The 14,741-nt window shown below is 55.8% G+C and carries 9 protein-coding genes and 3 pseudogenes; 6 read left to right on the forward strand and 6 right to left on the reverse strand.

Translation table 11 applies throughout. The features are described from left to right. Positions 1 to 4: 4 nt before the first annotated feature. On the forward strand, positions 5 to 874 hold the full coding sequence (locus tag ACR3EP_RS20385; RefSeq protein WP_480639238.1) for an OST-HTH/LOTUS domain-containing protein: 870 nt from the start codon (positions 5 to 7) through the stop codon (positions 872 to 874). A 427-nt stretch (positions 875 to 1,301) separates the two neighbouring features. On the opposite strand, the gene ACR3EP_RS20390 is transcribed toward ACR3EP_RS20385, so the two are convergent. Both ACR3EP_RS20390 and ACR3EP_RS20395 read right to left on the reverse strand, forming a co-directional pair. Beyond that, on the reverse strand, positions 1,302 to 1,703 hold the full coding sequence (locus tag ACR3EP_RS20390; RefSeq protein WP_480639239.1) for a helix-turn-helix domain-containing protein: 402 nt from the start codon (positions 1,701 to 1,703) through the stop codon (positions 1,302 to 1,304). A gap of 140 nt (positions 1,704 to 1,843) precedes the next feature. Next, positions 1,844 to 2,294: pseudogene (locus tag ACR3EP_RS20395) on the reverse strand (Lrp/AsnC family transcriptional regulator). Between the two features lie 113 nt (positions 2,295 to 2,407). Between ACR3EP_RS20395 and ACR3EP_RS20400 the strand changes: the two are divergent. Next, positions 2,408 to 3,606, forward strand: a pseudogene (locus ACR3EP_RS20400) (methionine gamma-lyase). Positions 3,607 to 3,620: 14 nt separating this feature from the next. Then, positions 3,621 to 5,959 (forward strand): annotated as a pseudogene (locus tag ACR3EP_RS20405) (1-deoxy-D-xylulose-5-phosphate synthase N-terminal domain-containing protein). A 282-nt stretch (positions 5,960 to 6,241) separates the two neighbouring features. Here the strand turns inward: ACR3EP_RS20405 and ACR3EP_RS20410 are convergent. The 4 genes from ACR3EP_RS20410 to ACR3EP_RS20425 form a co-directional block, all read right to left on the reverse strand. Beyond that, positions 6,242 to 7,351 carry a lyase family protein gene (locus ACR3EP_RS20410; protein WP_480639240.1) on the reverse strand — a complete coding sequence of 370 codons (1,110 nt, stop codon included), beginning with the start codon at positions 7,349 to 7,351 and terminating at the stop codon, positions 6,242 to 6,244. Beyond that, positions 7,344 to 8,858, reverse strand: coding sequence for a tripartite tricarboxylate transporter permease (locus ACR3EP_RS20415; RefSeq protein ID WP_480639241.1), 1,515 nt, complete (start codon positions 8,856 to 8,858; stop codon positions 7,344 to 7,346). The genes ACR3EP_RS20410 and ACR3EP_RS20415 overlap by 8 nt, the downstream gene beginning before the upstream one ends. Positions 8,859 to 8,864: 6 nt before the next feature. After that, positions 8,865 to 9,332 carry a tripartite tricarboxylate transporter TctB family protein gene (locus ACR3EP_RS20420; protein WP_480639242.1) on the reverse strand — a complete coding sequence of 156 codons (468 nt, stop codon included), beginning with the start codon at positions 9,330 to 9,332 and terminating at the stop codon, positions 8,865 to 8,867. Between the two features lie 65 nt (positions 9,333 to 9,397). Continuing rightward, positions 9,398 to 10,357: a tripartite tricarboxylate transporter substrate binding protein gene (locus ACR3EP_RS20425; protein WP_480639243.1), complete on the reverse strand. Its 960-nt coding sequence runs from the start codon at positions 10,355 to 10,357 to the stop codon at positions 9,398 to 9,400. Positions 10,358 to 10,460: 103 nt separating this feature from the next. On the opposite strand from ACR3EP_RS20425, the gene ACR3EP_RS20430 reads away from it, so the two are divergent. From ACR3EP_RS20430 to ACR3EP_RS20440, 3 genes are all read left to right on the forward strand, one after another. After that, positions 10,461 to 11,378: a LysR family transcriptional regulator gene (locus ACR3EP_RS20430; RefSeq protein WP_170412152.1), complete on the forward strand. Its 918-nt coding sequence runs from the start codon at positions 10,461 to 10,463 to the stop codon at positions 11,376 to 11,378. A 324-nt stretch (positions 11,379 to 11,702) separates the two neighbouring features. Further along, positions 11,703 to 13,433: a type I secretion system permease/ATPase gene (locus ACR3EP_RS20435; protein ID WP_170350011.1), complete on the forward strand. Its 1,731-nt coding sequence runs from the start codon at positions 11,703 to 11,705 to the stop codon at positions 13,431 to 13,433. After that, entirely contained in the window at positions 13,423 to 14,739 is a 1,317-nt protein-coding gene (locus tag ACR3EP_RS20440; protein ID WP_425082019.1) for an HlyD family type I secretion periplasmic adaptor subunit, read from the forward strand. Before ACR3EP_RS20435 ends, ACR3EP_RS20440 begins: the two co-directional genes overlap by 11 nt. The last annotated feature ends 2 nt before the right edge of the window (positions 14,740 to 14,741 follow it).

The following is a 14,741-nucleotide window of genomic DNA, read 5'->3' on the forward strand; positions in this document are numbered from 1 at the left end:
TGCCTTGACGTCTCTGAATGACGAAGACTTGCCTCAACTACAGCGAGAAGTTCAACGATTGCTGGGCCGATGTATGTTGCGACTGCAACAGTGTGAGCGGCTGATCAAGGTTTTGGTCGCGCATCATAGTCTCTCAGGACCGATTCATAACTTGGAGCGGATTCGCACCGCAAGAATTGACGGCATTGCCCGCAGTACGCTTGGCTCTTTAATTGGCGAGCTCATCGGATCGTATGTTGTGGCCGATGAAATCAAGCCACCCGAAGACGCGATGATCGAGTCACCCAAGGCTCCCGACAGGTTCGCCATGCATATGGCTGTTCGTCTTCCGATCACAGACTTCACGCGGGTAGAGTGTGAACTGAGGGAAATGGTCGATCTGAGGAACAATCTGGTTCATCACTTCATCGACCAGCACAACATCGGGAGTGCAGATGGATGCCGTGGAGCGCAAAATGCCTTGGTGGCGGCCTACAGCCGCATCGACCAACACCTCGCGCAGCTTCGGGAATGGGCTGAAGATATGCAGAACCTACGCCAGGCAGCGGCGGAAGCCATGCAGACGCAAGCGTTCAGAGACTGTTTTATCAATCGGGATTCATCCGACGGGACCGTAAACTGGTTTGCCTCGGGCATAGTGAGCGCATTGCGGGAGGCATTCGAGGCATTGGTTGACGATGGATGGGCTCAGCTGGCCGAGGCTGAGAAGTGGATCACCGCGCGCCATCCCGAGCAACTGCCTAACAAGTATGGATGCCAAAGTTGGCGGCAGGTCGTGCATAAGGCACCGGACCTGGAACTCCGGTATTTTGTGATCGATGGAGAACGTTCTGCCTTCTACCGGCCAAAAAGGCTCCCATCGAAGTTGCGTTGAAACATTCGCCTCGAATGGTCATATGCCTCGCTTCATGGCAGTTTACAGTTGGTCGCACCGTAGAAAATTCAGCTTAGCGAATGTCCGGTAGCGGCCGGAAGCTCCCGTTGCATGCCGTGGACTGCACTTCATCGGCTCGCCAAAAACGCTAAGACAGCAAAGGGAGCTTCAACCGCCACAAAGAACAGGTGGATGTGGTCGGGTCGTAGGCGTTGTTGCGGGACCCGGCGAGGCAAAACGGACCAGCCATTCCTCGCCGCGATGCCAACGCTGGTTAACTCTAAGCTCTTAGCGGCGCAGAGGTGCCGTAGAAGCTGCACCCGCCGTAACGTAGGCTCAGGATCACTGCCGTTGCTCAAGTCACGGAGAAACCGCAACCGGGCGAGCTCATTCAATGTCAGGTCGTCATTCCGGACATACATGGCACCTACCTCCCGAAGATGGCTTTGATCGCCGTCTCTGACCGACTGGTCAGCCGAGGATCAGTGTTATCAGAGGCCTTGCGAATTGCCTTTAGCCAGCCAAGTTCATTCGACGTGACAGGTTCTCCGAACACCTCGACAACTGCCTCAGCTGCAGTCAGGCCGATCGACTGCTCAATTGCGAGGCGCATAAGGTAGGCAGCGTCGCATTCCAAAGCTTTCGCCAAAGCCGGGACGCGATCCAATGCCACCTTGGAACTACCCTGCTTGATCGTCGTGATCATGTTCGGGTTGACGTATCCCACCTGCGCCGCGATCTCGGCTTGGCTCTTGGTAGGTTTCAGTTCGAGCACCCTCCGTTCGACATACGTCGCCATCCGGGTGTCTCCATACGGTTTATTTGTCATCGCTATCCTCTCAGAAGTGATGCAGCAAGCGCTGCATGTCTTTGATATAGCGACGGTGAGAATGGGAAATTGCGGAGGGAAAAAATCAATCAACTAAAATGTTTAGCCGATTGGCAACAACTCATTCTAACTGGGTCCATCTATCCGGGCGGAAAAACAGCGGTCTTTTTGCCGTTCCATAGACAAGCTGGTATCGATCGAGGCTATCCACCGATAGGATGAATTCGGTGACGAATAAATTCCTCGTAGGCCTCGGATCCGATACCAAAACCCGCAATTGGTAGTCCATTGCCCCGGTCAGCACGTGGCATTCAAGAACTTCATCGATCATCCGAACGCGTTTCTCGAAGTTCTGAACGTCCGTTTCGTTGTGTCGCTCCAACCTGATACGCACGAAGACGTAATGGCCATCCCATACGCGGCAGCGTCAACGTCGGCGCTGTATCCCTTTATCACTCCGTTGGCTTCAAGGTTTTTGACCCGGCGCAAACACGGCGAGGGAGACAGGTTCACTTCGTCGGCAAGATTCTGGTTCGTTATGCGCCCGTCCCGCTGCAACGCTCGAATGATCTGCCTATCCTTAGCGTCCATTTCACCCTCTTGTAGCAGAATATGCCAATTTCTCCACTTAAGTTGGTATAATTCGCAACCAATAGCCCAAAGTAAAGGCGCAAACTGGCTCCAACATGTATCAGGAGCTAGCAATGACTCGTTCAACCGGATTTGCCACCCGCGCCATTCACCACGCTTACAACCCTCTGGAAAATGACGGTGCGCTGACGCCACCGCTGCATTTGACGTCCACGTTTACCTTGAAACCGCAGAGGCTGGTGGAGAGATGTTCGCTGGAGAGCGTGAAGGTCACATCTACAGCCGTATTTCAAACCCCACATGCGACCTTCTTGAACAACGTATTGCCGTGCTAGAGGGGGCCGAGGCTGGGCTAGCTCTCTCAAGCGGCATGGGGGCGATCACGGCAGTGCTTTGGACCCTTCTGTCGCCGGGGGACGAAGTCATCGTGGACAAAACGCTCTACGGCTGCACCTTTGCCTTCATGCGTCACGGTTTGGCGAAATGGGGGGTCACGATCACACATGTCGACATGACAGACCCTGAAAACCTTAAAGCTGCCGTTTCCAGCAAAACCCGCGTTGTCTATTTCGAAACTCCGGCCAATCCGAACATGCGCTTGGTGGACATCTCCGCAAGCGCCGCAATTGCGCATTCGGTCGGTGCAACAGTCGTCGTCGATAACACTTATGCCAGTCCTTATCTGACCCGCCCGATTGAGCACGGCGCAGATATCGTTCTGCACTCCGCCACCAAATACCTGGGCGGACATGGCGATGTTGTCGCCGGGCTGGTTGTCGGAACCGCCGAACAGATTGCCGAGATCCGCCTTGTTGGGATGAAGGACATGACAGGTGCAGTGATGGCCCCTTTCAACGCGATGTTGATCCTGCGAGGGCTGAAAACACTGAACCTGCGTCTGGATCGTCACTGTGCGTCTGCCAAGGTCGTCGCGGACTTCCTCGAAGCGCATCCTGCCGTCGACGAGGTTTATTTCCCCGGTCTTGAGAGTTTCACCCAGCATGATGTCGCGCAGCGCCAGATGTCCCAACCCGGCGCTATGATAGCGTTTGAAATCAAGTCCGGCCTGTCCGGCGGGATTGGGTTCATGAACCGCCTGAACATGATCCAGCGTGCGGTGTCCTTGGGCGACGCGGAAACCCTGATCCAGCACCCCGCATCCATGACGCATTCGACGTATACCCCGGAAGAGCGTGCCGAGCATGGGATCAGCGATGGCCTGATCCGCCTGTCCGTCGGGCTGGAGGATGTCGAGGACATCCTTGCAGACCTAGAGCAAGCTTTGCCTTACCCTGCTCGCAGCGCCGCCTAAACCCGGAGACCAACATGCACATCGATCCCACCCAACTGAAGATCGTCGAACAGCGCCTGTTGTGGTTGTCTCATTGGATGATCCACCATGCCAACCATGTCCGACCAAAGGTGGATGGGATCAAAATCGGTGGCCATCAGGCTTCGTCTGCTTCGATGGTATCGATCACGACCGCGCTCTACTTCTCGGCCCTACGCCCTGAGGACCGGGTCGCAGTCAAACCCCATGCGTCGCCGGTATTTCACGCGATGCAGTATCTCATGGGTAATCAGACCCGTGAGAAGATGGAGAATTTCCGCGGATTTGGCGGTGTGCAAAGTTATCCAAGCCGGACAAAGGATATTGATGATGTTGATTTCTCGACCGGGTCGGTGGGTTTAGGTGTCGCGATCACCTCGTTTGCCTCGATCATTCAAGACTACATCAAGGCCAAAAGCTGGGGTTCAGACGCGCCAATGGGTCGTATGGTAGCCTTGGTAGGCGATGCCGAACTGGATGAAGGCAACGTCTATGAGGCACTACAAGAAGGCTGGAAAAACGACCTACGAAACACGTGGTGGATCATCGATTACAACCGACAGTCGCTGGACGGTATCGTCCGGGAAGGACTGTTTGAACGGATCGAGAAAATCTTCGATGCATTCAGTTGGGATGTCGTGCGTGTTAAATATGGGGTTCTTCAACGCGCGGCCTTTGAAGAGCCCGGCGGCGCCTGCGTGATTGGATCGACGCTTGCCCCAACCAGGATTACTCCGCTTTGACTTTCATGGGTGGTGCAATTGGCGACAGCGCCTCATGGACGATCTGGGGATCAGGGCGATGTGACTGCTTTGATCGAACGGCGCACGGATGCAGAGCTCGCAGCCCCATGGAGAACCTCGGCGGCAACTGCGTCGAGACGATGGCCCAAACATTTGCCGACATCGATCATGATCGCCCAACATGTTTCCGGCCTACAGTCAAAGGATGGGGCACCCCATTGCAGGCCACAAGGACAATCACGGCGGGCTGATGAACAATAGCCAGTTCGCCGCGTGGCAATCGCATATGGGTGTGCCGAAGGGCGAAGAATGGGAGCCGCTTGCGACAGTGCAGGAACCAAAAAAGCTGAAGGATTTCCTTGCGAATACACCTTCTTTGCCAAAGGTCCGCGCCGCTATTTTGATGACAAGCTGGATGTGCCGACAATCGAGATCGACACCAGTCGCGAAATCTCGACACAGATGGCGTTGGCAAGATTCTGACGATCTATCAAAAGGCGACAGCCCATTGGCCGAACGCATAGTGACTCCCAGATGTGACAGGCACAACAAGCCTTGGTCCTTGGGTGAATAGGCGCAAGCTATTTGCCCGATCCGAACAATCCGACGCCTTTATAGAACACCGAATCCTTCGACGGCGAAATGGGAATTCACTCCGGAAGGGCAGCATATCGAGCTTGTATCGCCGAAATGAACCTCATGTTGCTTCTGGGAGCAGCGGGTCTGTCGCATTCCCTGTTCGGTGCGCCTGATCCCAATTGGCACCGTCTATGATCCATTTGTCAGCCGCGGCCTCGATGCGCTGAATTACGCCTGTTATCAGGACGCGCGTTTCATGCTGGTTGGCACACCTTCGGGCGTCACTCGCCCCGAAGGTGGAGCACAATCCGTTGGAACACCGCTCATCGGGATGAGCCAAGACGGGCTGGCGGCTTTTGAACCCGCCTTCGCCGACGAGCTGGCAGTAATCATGGAGTGGGCCTTTGACTACATGCAACGCGACGGCGAAGGGCAACCGGATGAGCGCACGGCTGCGCGATGAAACCGGAGGGTCCGTCTACCTGCGCCTGACCACCAACCCGATTGAACAGCCCGGCAAACGTGTTGACGACGAGTTCCGCCAAGGTGCCATTGATGGAGCCTATTGGTTACGAAAACCCGGGCCCAATTGCGAAGTTGTAATCGCCTATCAAGGAGCAGTCGCGCCAGAGGCAATCAAAGCCGCCGGTATGATTGGTGAAGGTCGTCGCGACATAATATTGGCCGTGACATCCGCAGATCGCCTGAATGCCGGATGGACCGCCGCGCAACGAGCGCGTTCTCGCGGTAACCAAGCGGCGCGCTCCCACATCGAAACCCTGATGTCCGACCTTCCGCCACACTGCAAGCTCGTCACCGTTATCGATGGTCATCCTGCAACTCTCTCCTGGCTTGGGGCGGTGCTTGGACATCAGACTATCCCCATGGGCGTCGAGCATTTTGGTCAGACCGGAACGATCGGCGATCTATATCGCCATCACTGTATTGACGCAGACGCTATCCTGGAGAAAGTGAATGGCCTGACACATGGCAGGACCCTTCATCGTGCATAATTGGGTTGGATTTGGGCAATAATGTAGAGAGCAAACCAGCACTGAACACAGACCAAGATAACTATTGGGCCATGTAGAGTTCTCTTACGTTCAATGAACCTGCTGAACCCGAACTTGGCTGGTTTGATTGGAGAAGACGCCAAGGAAACAGGGCCTTTGGCAAAAATCAATAACTTGCTCTCTGCACCGGCCTTCGGGAGGCAGGGGTCGGAGGTTCGAATCCTCTCACTCCGACCAATATCACCTAACAGACTAACAGATCTAAACGGTGCAACCGCGTCTCTATAAATGATGCGTTTGCTGTTCGGCAATAAGTTTGGCCGAGAGCGATCTGCTCATCGCGTCCGTATCAAAAACCAAGTTTTTCAACATCCGTTCCAACCACTGCAATGCGCCCGAGGTCAGAAGAAACGTCTCGGGCACCGTCACCCATTCAGCAATCCAAACGCCACCTGATCGTTCGTGTTCATGCAGGGTCAGTTCGCCTATTTGCTCGGCGCGTTGGCGCCCAAGGCGGGCTACGGCTTCGCCGAATTCCGATGTACGTTGGTTTCGTTTGTGGGCCATCGCGGAAGACGCGCCTTGACCAGGTTCCTGAACCTCAAGGAATTCTCCGATGTCAGACGACGACAACTGATTGACGTTATGTGCAATTTTACAAAGCGTCCCGCACAGCGCACCTAGTGCAGTGATGATGTCAGCCACCCCGTCCCGCGCATTCTGCCAATGAGGCTCGACCACATTCAGTCCAAGAGATGCGGCGATACCTTGTTTGATGCGTTGACCGGTCCCGTTTTCATAACCACGCAAATCGCCAACAGGTCCACCAATCTGGACGTTCAACCCACGTCCTGACGCATCTTTCAGCGCCTGTGAACGACGTTCAAGTTCCGATCGCCAAACCAAAAGCTTTGTGGCCAGCTGAATCGGCACTGCGAATTGCCCGTTTGTGCGACCCATCATCATTGTATCGGGATGAGAAGAAATATGATGATCAATGGCCGCGATAACGCCATCCAGAGCGTCTTGAACAAACTCTAGCCCCAGCTTCATCTGCAAAGCCATCGCAGTATCCATAATGTCCTGCGTGGTAGCACGGAAATGCACATAGGCGGCGTATTCCGGAAGGAGGGTGCGCATCTGTTTGACCAATCCGACAATCGGGCGACCGACAAGCATCATTTCCTCTTGCAGATCGGGCTTGTTAAGATCGCAGATTGACAGGGAATTTATTGCCTTTGCCGCCTCAGCTGGGATCACGTTGGCCATTGCCTGATGCTCGGCAAGCACCTGCTCCACGCGCAACCAGGCCGAGATGACTGTATGTTCTGACCAGATGGACCGCATGTCTGCACTGGAAAAACAATCCCGGTAGATACCATAATCAAGCATCTCCAAGCCCTCCTTGTGCGATCCGGCGTTCCTTGACGATACCGCGAATTCGGAATGCCATCGCAGCAAGCCCGACCAGCAGGAACGCAAGCGCGATGGGGCGTTCCACAAAGACCAACGCCCCACCTTCGGACATCAGCAACGACTGGCGAAAGGTTTCTTCCGCGCCCTTGGCCAACACAAAAGAGATGACGAATGCGGCAACATTGAAGTCAAATTTGCGCATCAGCCAACCGGCGAAACCTGCAACTGTCATGACGGTCACATCAAACATCGACCCACGTGCGGAATAGGCAGCCACGAATGAGGTCAGAAAGATCAGCGGATAAAGAACATTGGTCGGTATCTTCAGGATCAACCGCGCAACCTGCGTAGCCCCGAAATAGCCGATCAGACCGTAGGCAAGAATGCCAAGCATTCCACAGGCGAACAGTTTATAGACCAGTTCCTTATCCGTCAGGAACAGGGTCGGGCCAACCTGAATGCCGTGGATCAGGAATACACCCAGCAGGATTGCACCGATGGTTGAACCCGGAATACCAAGCGTCAACAGAGGTGCCATTGATGGGCCGGAAACAGCGTTATTGGCGGCCTCGGGCGCGGCCACGCCTTCCAGCGCGCCCTTGCCCCACATTTCTGGGTTTTTGGCGCGGCGCTTGCCTTCACCGTATGAGATGAACGCGGCAATGGCTGAACCCAGTCCAGGCAGAACACCGATGCCCGCACCGATGAACCCGCCTCGGAAAGCGTGCGGCAGGCAGGGTTTGTACTCTTCCCATGTCAGAGTGTTTCCGTCCGCCGTGCTTTCGTTCTCTTTGGTGTCACCCGTGGCTTCGCGCCGGGTTTCAAGCTGTGCAAAGACCTCACCCAGAACGAATACGCCGATCATCAGCGGCACAAGACCGATGCCGTTGGACAGCTCGAATGAGCCGAAAGTATAGCGTTCTTCGCTTGAAATCGGATCCAGTCCGACCATTGCAATCAGGATGCCCATCAGCGCCGACGCCAACCCTTTGACGATGGAATTTCCGATGACCGATCCAATCACCACAAAGGCTGCAAAATAGATGGCGAAGGTTTCCGGCGGGCCCAGTTTCAGGGCAATGGCCGCAATGAAACCGACGCCGATGACCAACAGAATGTCACCCATCAAATCCCCGATGATGGATGAGATTGTGGCCACCTTCATCGCTTTGCCCGCCTTGCCGGCGCGTGCCAGCGGATAGCCGTCAATCTGAGTCGCCGCGCTGGCCGCAGTACCGGGCGTATTGAACAGGATCGCCGCAACCGACCCGCCATAGCGGCCGGATTTTCCGATCACATACAGAAAGGCGAGTGCAAAAATCGGCGACATGTAAAAGGTAATGGGCAACAGCATGGCAATCGCAGCCGATGCCGTGAGGCCGGGCGTGGCACCCACGATCATGCCAACAACCGCAGCAAGGACAATTGCAAACAGCAGCGTGGGGTCTGTGATAACCGAAAGAAGTGCGGGAAAGATTTCCATGGTGGATTACCCCTGAAACCAGCTCAGCAGATCGAAAACCTCGCCATAGGGAGGGTAGACGCCGAGCAGGACAAAAAAGATGAGATGGAAGATCAGCGGGCAAAGGATGACAGACACGGCCAGCCCGATCCGGCTGCGCACACCGAAAAAGTAGAGGACAAGTGGTGCGACAATGGCCGTTGGCAGTAAGTAACCGAACCAGCGGAAGGATTGTTGATAGATCAGAGCAATGATGAACAAGCCAATGATCTGCAAGGCCGCGCTATTATCTTGTGCGTGGCTCGCTCCACCCGTCGTCTGACGTGCTGCACCCGCCAGCATAAGGCCTGAGAGAAACAGCAGGGCAACTGCGGCAGAGAACGGCACAATCCCGGCCCATGTATCCCCTGGAGATGCCGCAGGCACTTGCCAGGCGCCCCAGATGGCAAAAATCGAAATGAGGGCAAGCACCAGACCTTCTGCATAGGCACGCATGACGATCCTCTCTATTTTCCGTCGTTAGAATTGGGCCGGGGGATGATCCGCCGGCCCCAGGAGCTTTAGTTGGTCAGGCTTTCAACCAAGGGGGTGGCGTCTTCTTTCATCGCCGAAAGCGCCGCCTTGGCTTCCGCACCGTTCTGATAGACCGGGCCGGTCCCGCGTGATGCGAGAAGTTCGGCGAATTCCGGCTTGGCAGCGATCTGTTCGAGTGCGGCCTCCATCGCGGCGACCACCTCTGCAGGCGTCCCTTTCGGAGCAAACACGATTACTGGCGAGGATACTGCAGCAAATGGAATGCCCAGCTCCCCAAAAGCGGGCACCTCATTCATAATGCCGTCACGGTCCTGACTGTTGACCGCCAGCGCGCGCAATTGTTCTTCAAAACCTGCCAGTTGCTGAACTCCAAGGAAGCCGAAATCAGCCTGTTCACCAATCAGCGCGGCACGGGTCGGCCCGCCCCCTTTGAACGGCACATCCTGAGCTTCGATACCGTTATTGGCCAAAAAACCCATGCCGCCAACGTGATGGAAACCACCGCGGCCCGAATGAGCCCACCGCAATTGGCCGGGGTTGGCCTTGGCGGCATCGATCACATCCTGAACGGATTGAAAGGGGCTGTTGACCGGAACCATCAATGAGGTCTGCAACTGGCCAACCTGTGCCACGAAGTCAAAGCTTTCCAGCGCGTCGATCTCAGTATCGCGGGTCATGGTCGACAGCAGGAACGACCCCCCCGACGTCATCATCATAGTGTACCCGTCAGGACGCGCGCCAACGACTGCATTGGCACCGTTCAAACCACCCGAACCGGGTTTATTCACAACTACCACAGGCACGTCCAGAATACCTTCGGCAGCGGCCGAGATAGCGCGCGCATAAGCATCTGTGCCGCCACCCGCCTTGTAGGGGACAACAAGGTTGATCGGGCGTTTCGGCCAATCCGCGGCAAAGCTTGCTGTAGCTGTGGCGGTGACGGTAACTGCCGCGATGGCAACACCAAGAAGAGTTCTGCGTTTCATGAGTAACCTCCCAATTTCACTTGGGATCAAATTACGCGATTTCTTCAATTGTAAAAAATGCAAAGGTGTTATCTACTCTTGCAAATTATGAAAGAGTAGAAGGATGAATATCAAAGCCCTACGCGCGTTTCGCGCTACTTTGTCCGAAGGATCCCTTGTCGCCGCCTCTGAGATCCTCCATCTCAGCCAACCTGCTGTCAGCCGTTTGATCACCGGGCTTGAGGCCGAGCTGAAATTGACGCTTTTTGATCGCAGTGGCCGCAACCTGACGCCGACGCCGGAAGGGTTGGCCTTTTACAAAGAGGCCGGCAGGATTCTGGACAATCTTGACGAAGTTCCGCGCATCGCAGCCGAGATCAAAGCGGGGCGCACCGAAACGCTCCGCATTGTGACGATGCCCCGAATTGCACAATCCCTGTCCGCGCCTGCGGTGGCACGGTTCATGCAAGAGAACCCCAGCACCAATGTAAACCTGGATGTCCGGGCAAGACGCGAGGCGGGAAAATGGCTGGCCGGGCGGGAATACGATATTGGAATTGGGGCGTTGCCCGTCGATCATCCCGGCATAGTCTCCAAACCCCTCTTCCGAGTAAAAGCGCAGGCGGTTTTGCCCGCAGGCCATCCGCTTTCATCCCGAAGTCATTTGACGGCGGACGATCTTGCCGGGGAGCCCGTTATACGTCTGATGCATGGTCTGCTGTTGCGGGATCAACTGGACGACTTCTTTCGTTCCGCCGGTGTGACGCCCAGACAAACCTGCGAAGTCGCCGCCTCGCAGCTGGCTTGCGCGCTGGTGGCAGAGGGCGCGGGTGTCACGATCGCGGATGAATTGGTGGCCGCTCAGGTCGCGTCCGCAAACCTTACGCTTGTTCCCGTGGCCCCAGAGCGGTGGATGACCTTTGGGCTGCTCTATCCGGTTTCCGAAACAGGGTCTAAAACTCTGCCGCTGTTCGAAAAGGCCTTGTTCGACGTCGTCAACGAATTGGCACAGCAGAGTGAGACGCTTGAACCCACCAATTAGAGCAACCTCAGGAACCGGACATTGGCGACAAAGGGTCGTCCGATATGCGAAATGCGCGGCGGTATCTTGACGGTCCGATTGCCGCGGGGTCTCAAGTAGCTCGGTCCTTTAGCGGCGCGGCAACTGAACCCAGTATGGTATCGGCATGAGCGTATGCGCGCCCACCAGCGTTCCTTTGCCTTGACTGCAAGTAGCTTTTCGCCGATCCACCAATTCTCGCATTTTCTCCGTTGTGCCATAGTTTAAGATGCGGCCCATCGCCACCACTCTGGTCCGGCAGAGAATCAGTTACTAAAGGCCCTGTACGTGAATATTGAAAACCGCATGACACTGCCGCCTCGCCATGAGTTGCGAAATGTGCGCAATCGGGGCATTACCTTCCTGGCCCTGGCGTTTCTGTTCAGCATCTTCGTTAACCTTCTGATGCTGACCGGGCCTTTGTTCATGCTGCAGGTTTACGATCGGGTCCTGGGCTCGCGCGCTGTGGAAACGCTGACAGCACTGTTTTTGCTGGTGGCCCTGCTATATGGCCTTATGGCGATGCTGGATTTTGCCCGCGGCAGAATCGTGGCTAGATTCGGAGCGCGGTTCCAGTCTGAACTGGATGAACGTGTGTTCGACGCCACCCTGCGCCGATCACTTTTTCCACAAGCACGGTCCGCTCCGGCCACGGCATTGCGCGATCTTGAGTCGATTCAGAACCTGTGTGCCTCGCCCGTTCTTTTGGCGGTGATGGATATTCCGTGGACACCAGTATTTCTGGCAGCAATCTTCTTGTTTCACCCGTTGCTAGGCTGGTTGGCCGTGGCGGGCGGGAGTTTGCTTATCCTGATCGCCTTGTTGAACCAGTGGCTAACCCACAGCAAGGTGGCTTCGGCACAAAGGGCGTCGGCCCAGGCCAACGCGTTTTCCGAACACGCAAGACAAGCGGCCGAAGTGGTGCGATCGCAAGGCATGCAAGAGGACATAACCCAACGCTGGCAGCGGCAGCGCACCAATGCCCTGCGTCAGACCATTGCCGCCAGTGACTGGACAGGCAGCTTTACCTCGCTGACCAAATCACTGCGGTTGTTTTTGCAATCAGCCATGCTGGCGCTTGGCGCTTGGCTGGTGCTGCGCAACGAACTGACGCCAGGGGCGATGATTGCCGGCTCTATCTTGTTGGGGCGGGCGCTGGCACCCGTTGAGCAGGCGGTTGGCCAATGGGGTATGGTTGAACGGGCCCGCACGGCCTGGAGTTCGCTTAACCGGTTTCTGGATGCGACCCCACCTGAAAAACCTCGCACCAAACTGCCTGTACCCGAGGCCCGGCTGACCGCAAAAAGCCTAACTGTCATTCCTCCGGGTGCGGACAAGCCGACGCTGCGCAATGTCGCTTTGCGACTAGAACCAGGTAAAGCGCTTGGCGTCATCGGTAAAAGCGGCTCGGGGAAATCGACGCTGGCCAAAGCCCTGTTGGGCCTGTGGCAACCTGCCGCCGGGGAAATACGGTTGGGTGGTGCAACACTGGATCAATATGATCCCGACGATCTGGGCCAGCATATTGGTTACCTGCCGCAGGAAGTTACTCTGTTCAACGGATCCGTGGCTGAAAACATTGCCCGCATGTCGGAAAATCCCGACCCTGACGCGGTTGTAGCCGCAGCAAAAATGGCCAACGCGCATGATCTGATCCTGTCATTGAGCAAAGGATATGACACATTTCTGGAAGGCAATGACAGCCAATTGTCGGGCGGGCAAAAGCAACGTATCGCACTGGCCCGCGCCCTTTACGGCAACCCGGTTCTGTTGATTCTGGATGAGCCGAACTCGGCCCTGGATGCCGATGGGACCGAGGCGCTGAACGCCGCTGTTCGAGGTCTGAAAGAGGCCGGAAAATCAACCATCATCATGACCCACCGCCCTCAGGCAATTTCGGAATGTGACGATCTGGCCGTTGTCGAAAACGGGCAAGTTGTGAAATCCGGCACTCGGGATGAGGTGCTGGGTGCAATGGTACAAAACGCTGGCGCCATCAAACGCGGCCTCAGTCAGGTGAAAAAAGATGCAGGATAAGACGGGTAAAGACACGCGCCCGGTGTGGCACATCACGATACCAGCCTTGGTCGGTTTTGTGGCTTTGCTAATTTTGGTTGGCGGGCTTGGCATCTGGTCCGTGCAGACCCGACTGGCCGGGGCGATCATATCGCAAGGAACAATCGAGGTTCAAAGTAGCCGACAGGTAGTGGAACATCCTGATGGTGGCGTTGTGGGCGAGATTTTCGTGCGCGACGGTGACGAAGTCGCCAACGGAGACATGCTGGTACGTTTGGACGATACGTTTTTATCTTCGGAGAAAACGATCGTCGAATCTCAGCTGTTTGAGTTGTTGGCACGTAGAGCCCGATTGGTGGCCGAACGCGACGGTGAGGACGCCGTAGCCATGGCAGCTCTACTTAAAGAAATTCAAAAGCAGGACGATATCGACGCTGAACTGATTGCCGGTCAGCAACGATTGTTCGAGGCCCGTCTGGAAACACTGGACCAACAGACCCAACAATTGGGCAAACAGCGGGTTCAGATCGACAGTGAAATCGAAGGAACCGAGGCACAGCTAGTGTCCTTGCGTCGCCAGGTGGAACTGATTCAAAACGAGCTGAAGGACCAACAAGACTTGTTACAACGCGGTTTGACTCAGGCCAGCCGCGTGTCCGCCTTGCAGCGGGAAGAGGCCAGCCTGACGGGTGAGATTGGTAGGCTCGAAGCTGCTGTGGCTCGCCTGAAAGGTCAGATTTCAGCAACCGAGATTGAGATTGTCGAATTGACGGCCACGCGGCGGGAAGAGGCTATTACCGAACTGCGGGACGTTCAGACGCAGATCGCTGAATTGGCTGAGCGACGTCTTTCTCTGGAAGAACGGCTGTCGAGGTTGGACATTCGCGCACCCGTTGCGGGTACGGTCTATGGCAGTCAGGTTTTCGCCCTGCAATCGGTGATCCAACCCGCCGAGCCGATGATGTATGTTGTACCCCAAGACACGCCCTTGCTGGTGGCAGCGCGCGTTGATGCCATCCACGTAGATCAATTGCATATTGGGCAACCAGTGGCGTTACGGTTCCCCGCATTTAATCAACGTGAGACGCCCGAGATTGACGGACGTGTCATCACCATCTCGGCGGATACGTTCACTGATGATGCAACTGGTCAGACATTCTACCGCGCCGAAGTCGCGCCCGAAGACAATCAGATCGAACGGCTGAACGGGCAAGCCCTTTTGCCGGGCATGCCGGTGGAGACCATGATCAAGACCGACGAAAGAACCCCTTTGTCCTATATGGTCAAACCCATGGCCGACTACTTCAACCGGGCTTTCCGAGAATAACA

Source organism: Ruegeria sp. BB10 (assembly GCF_056535725.1).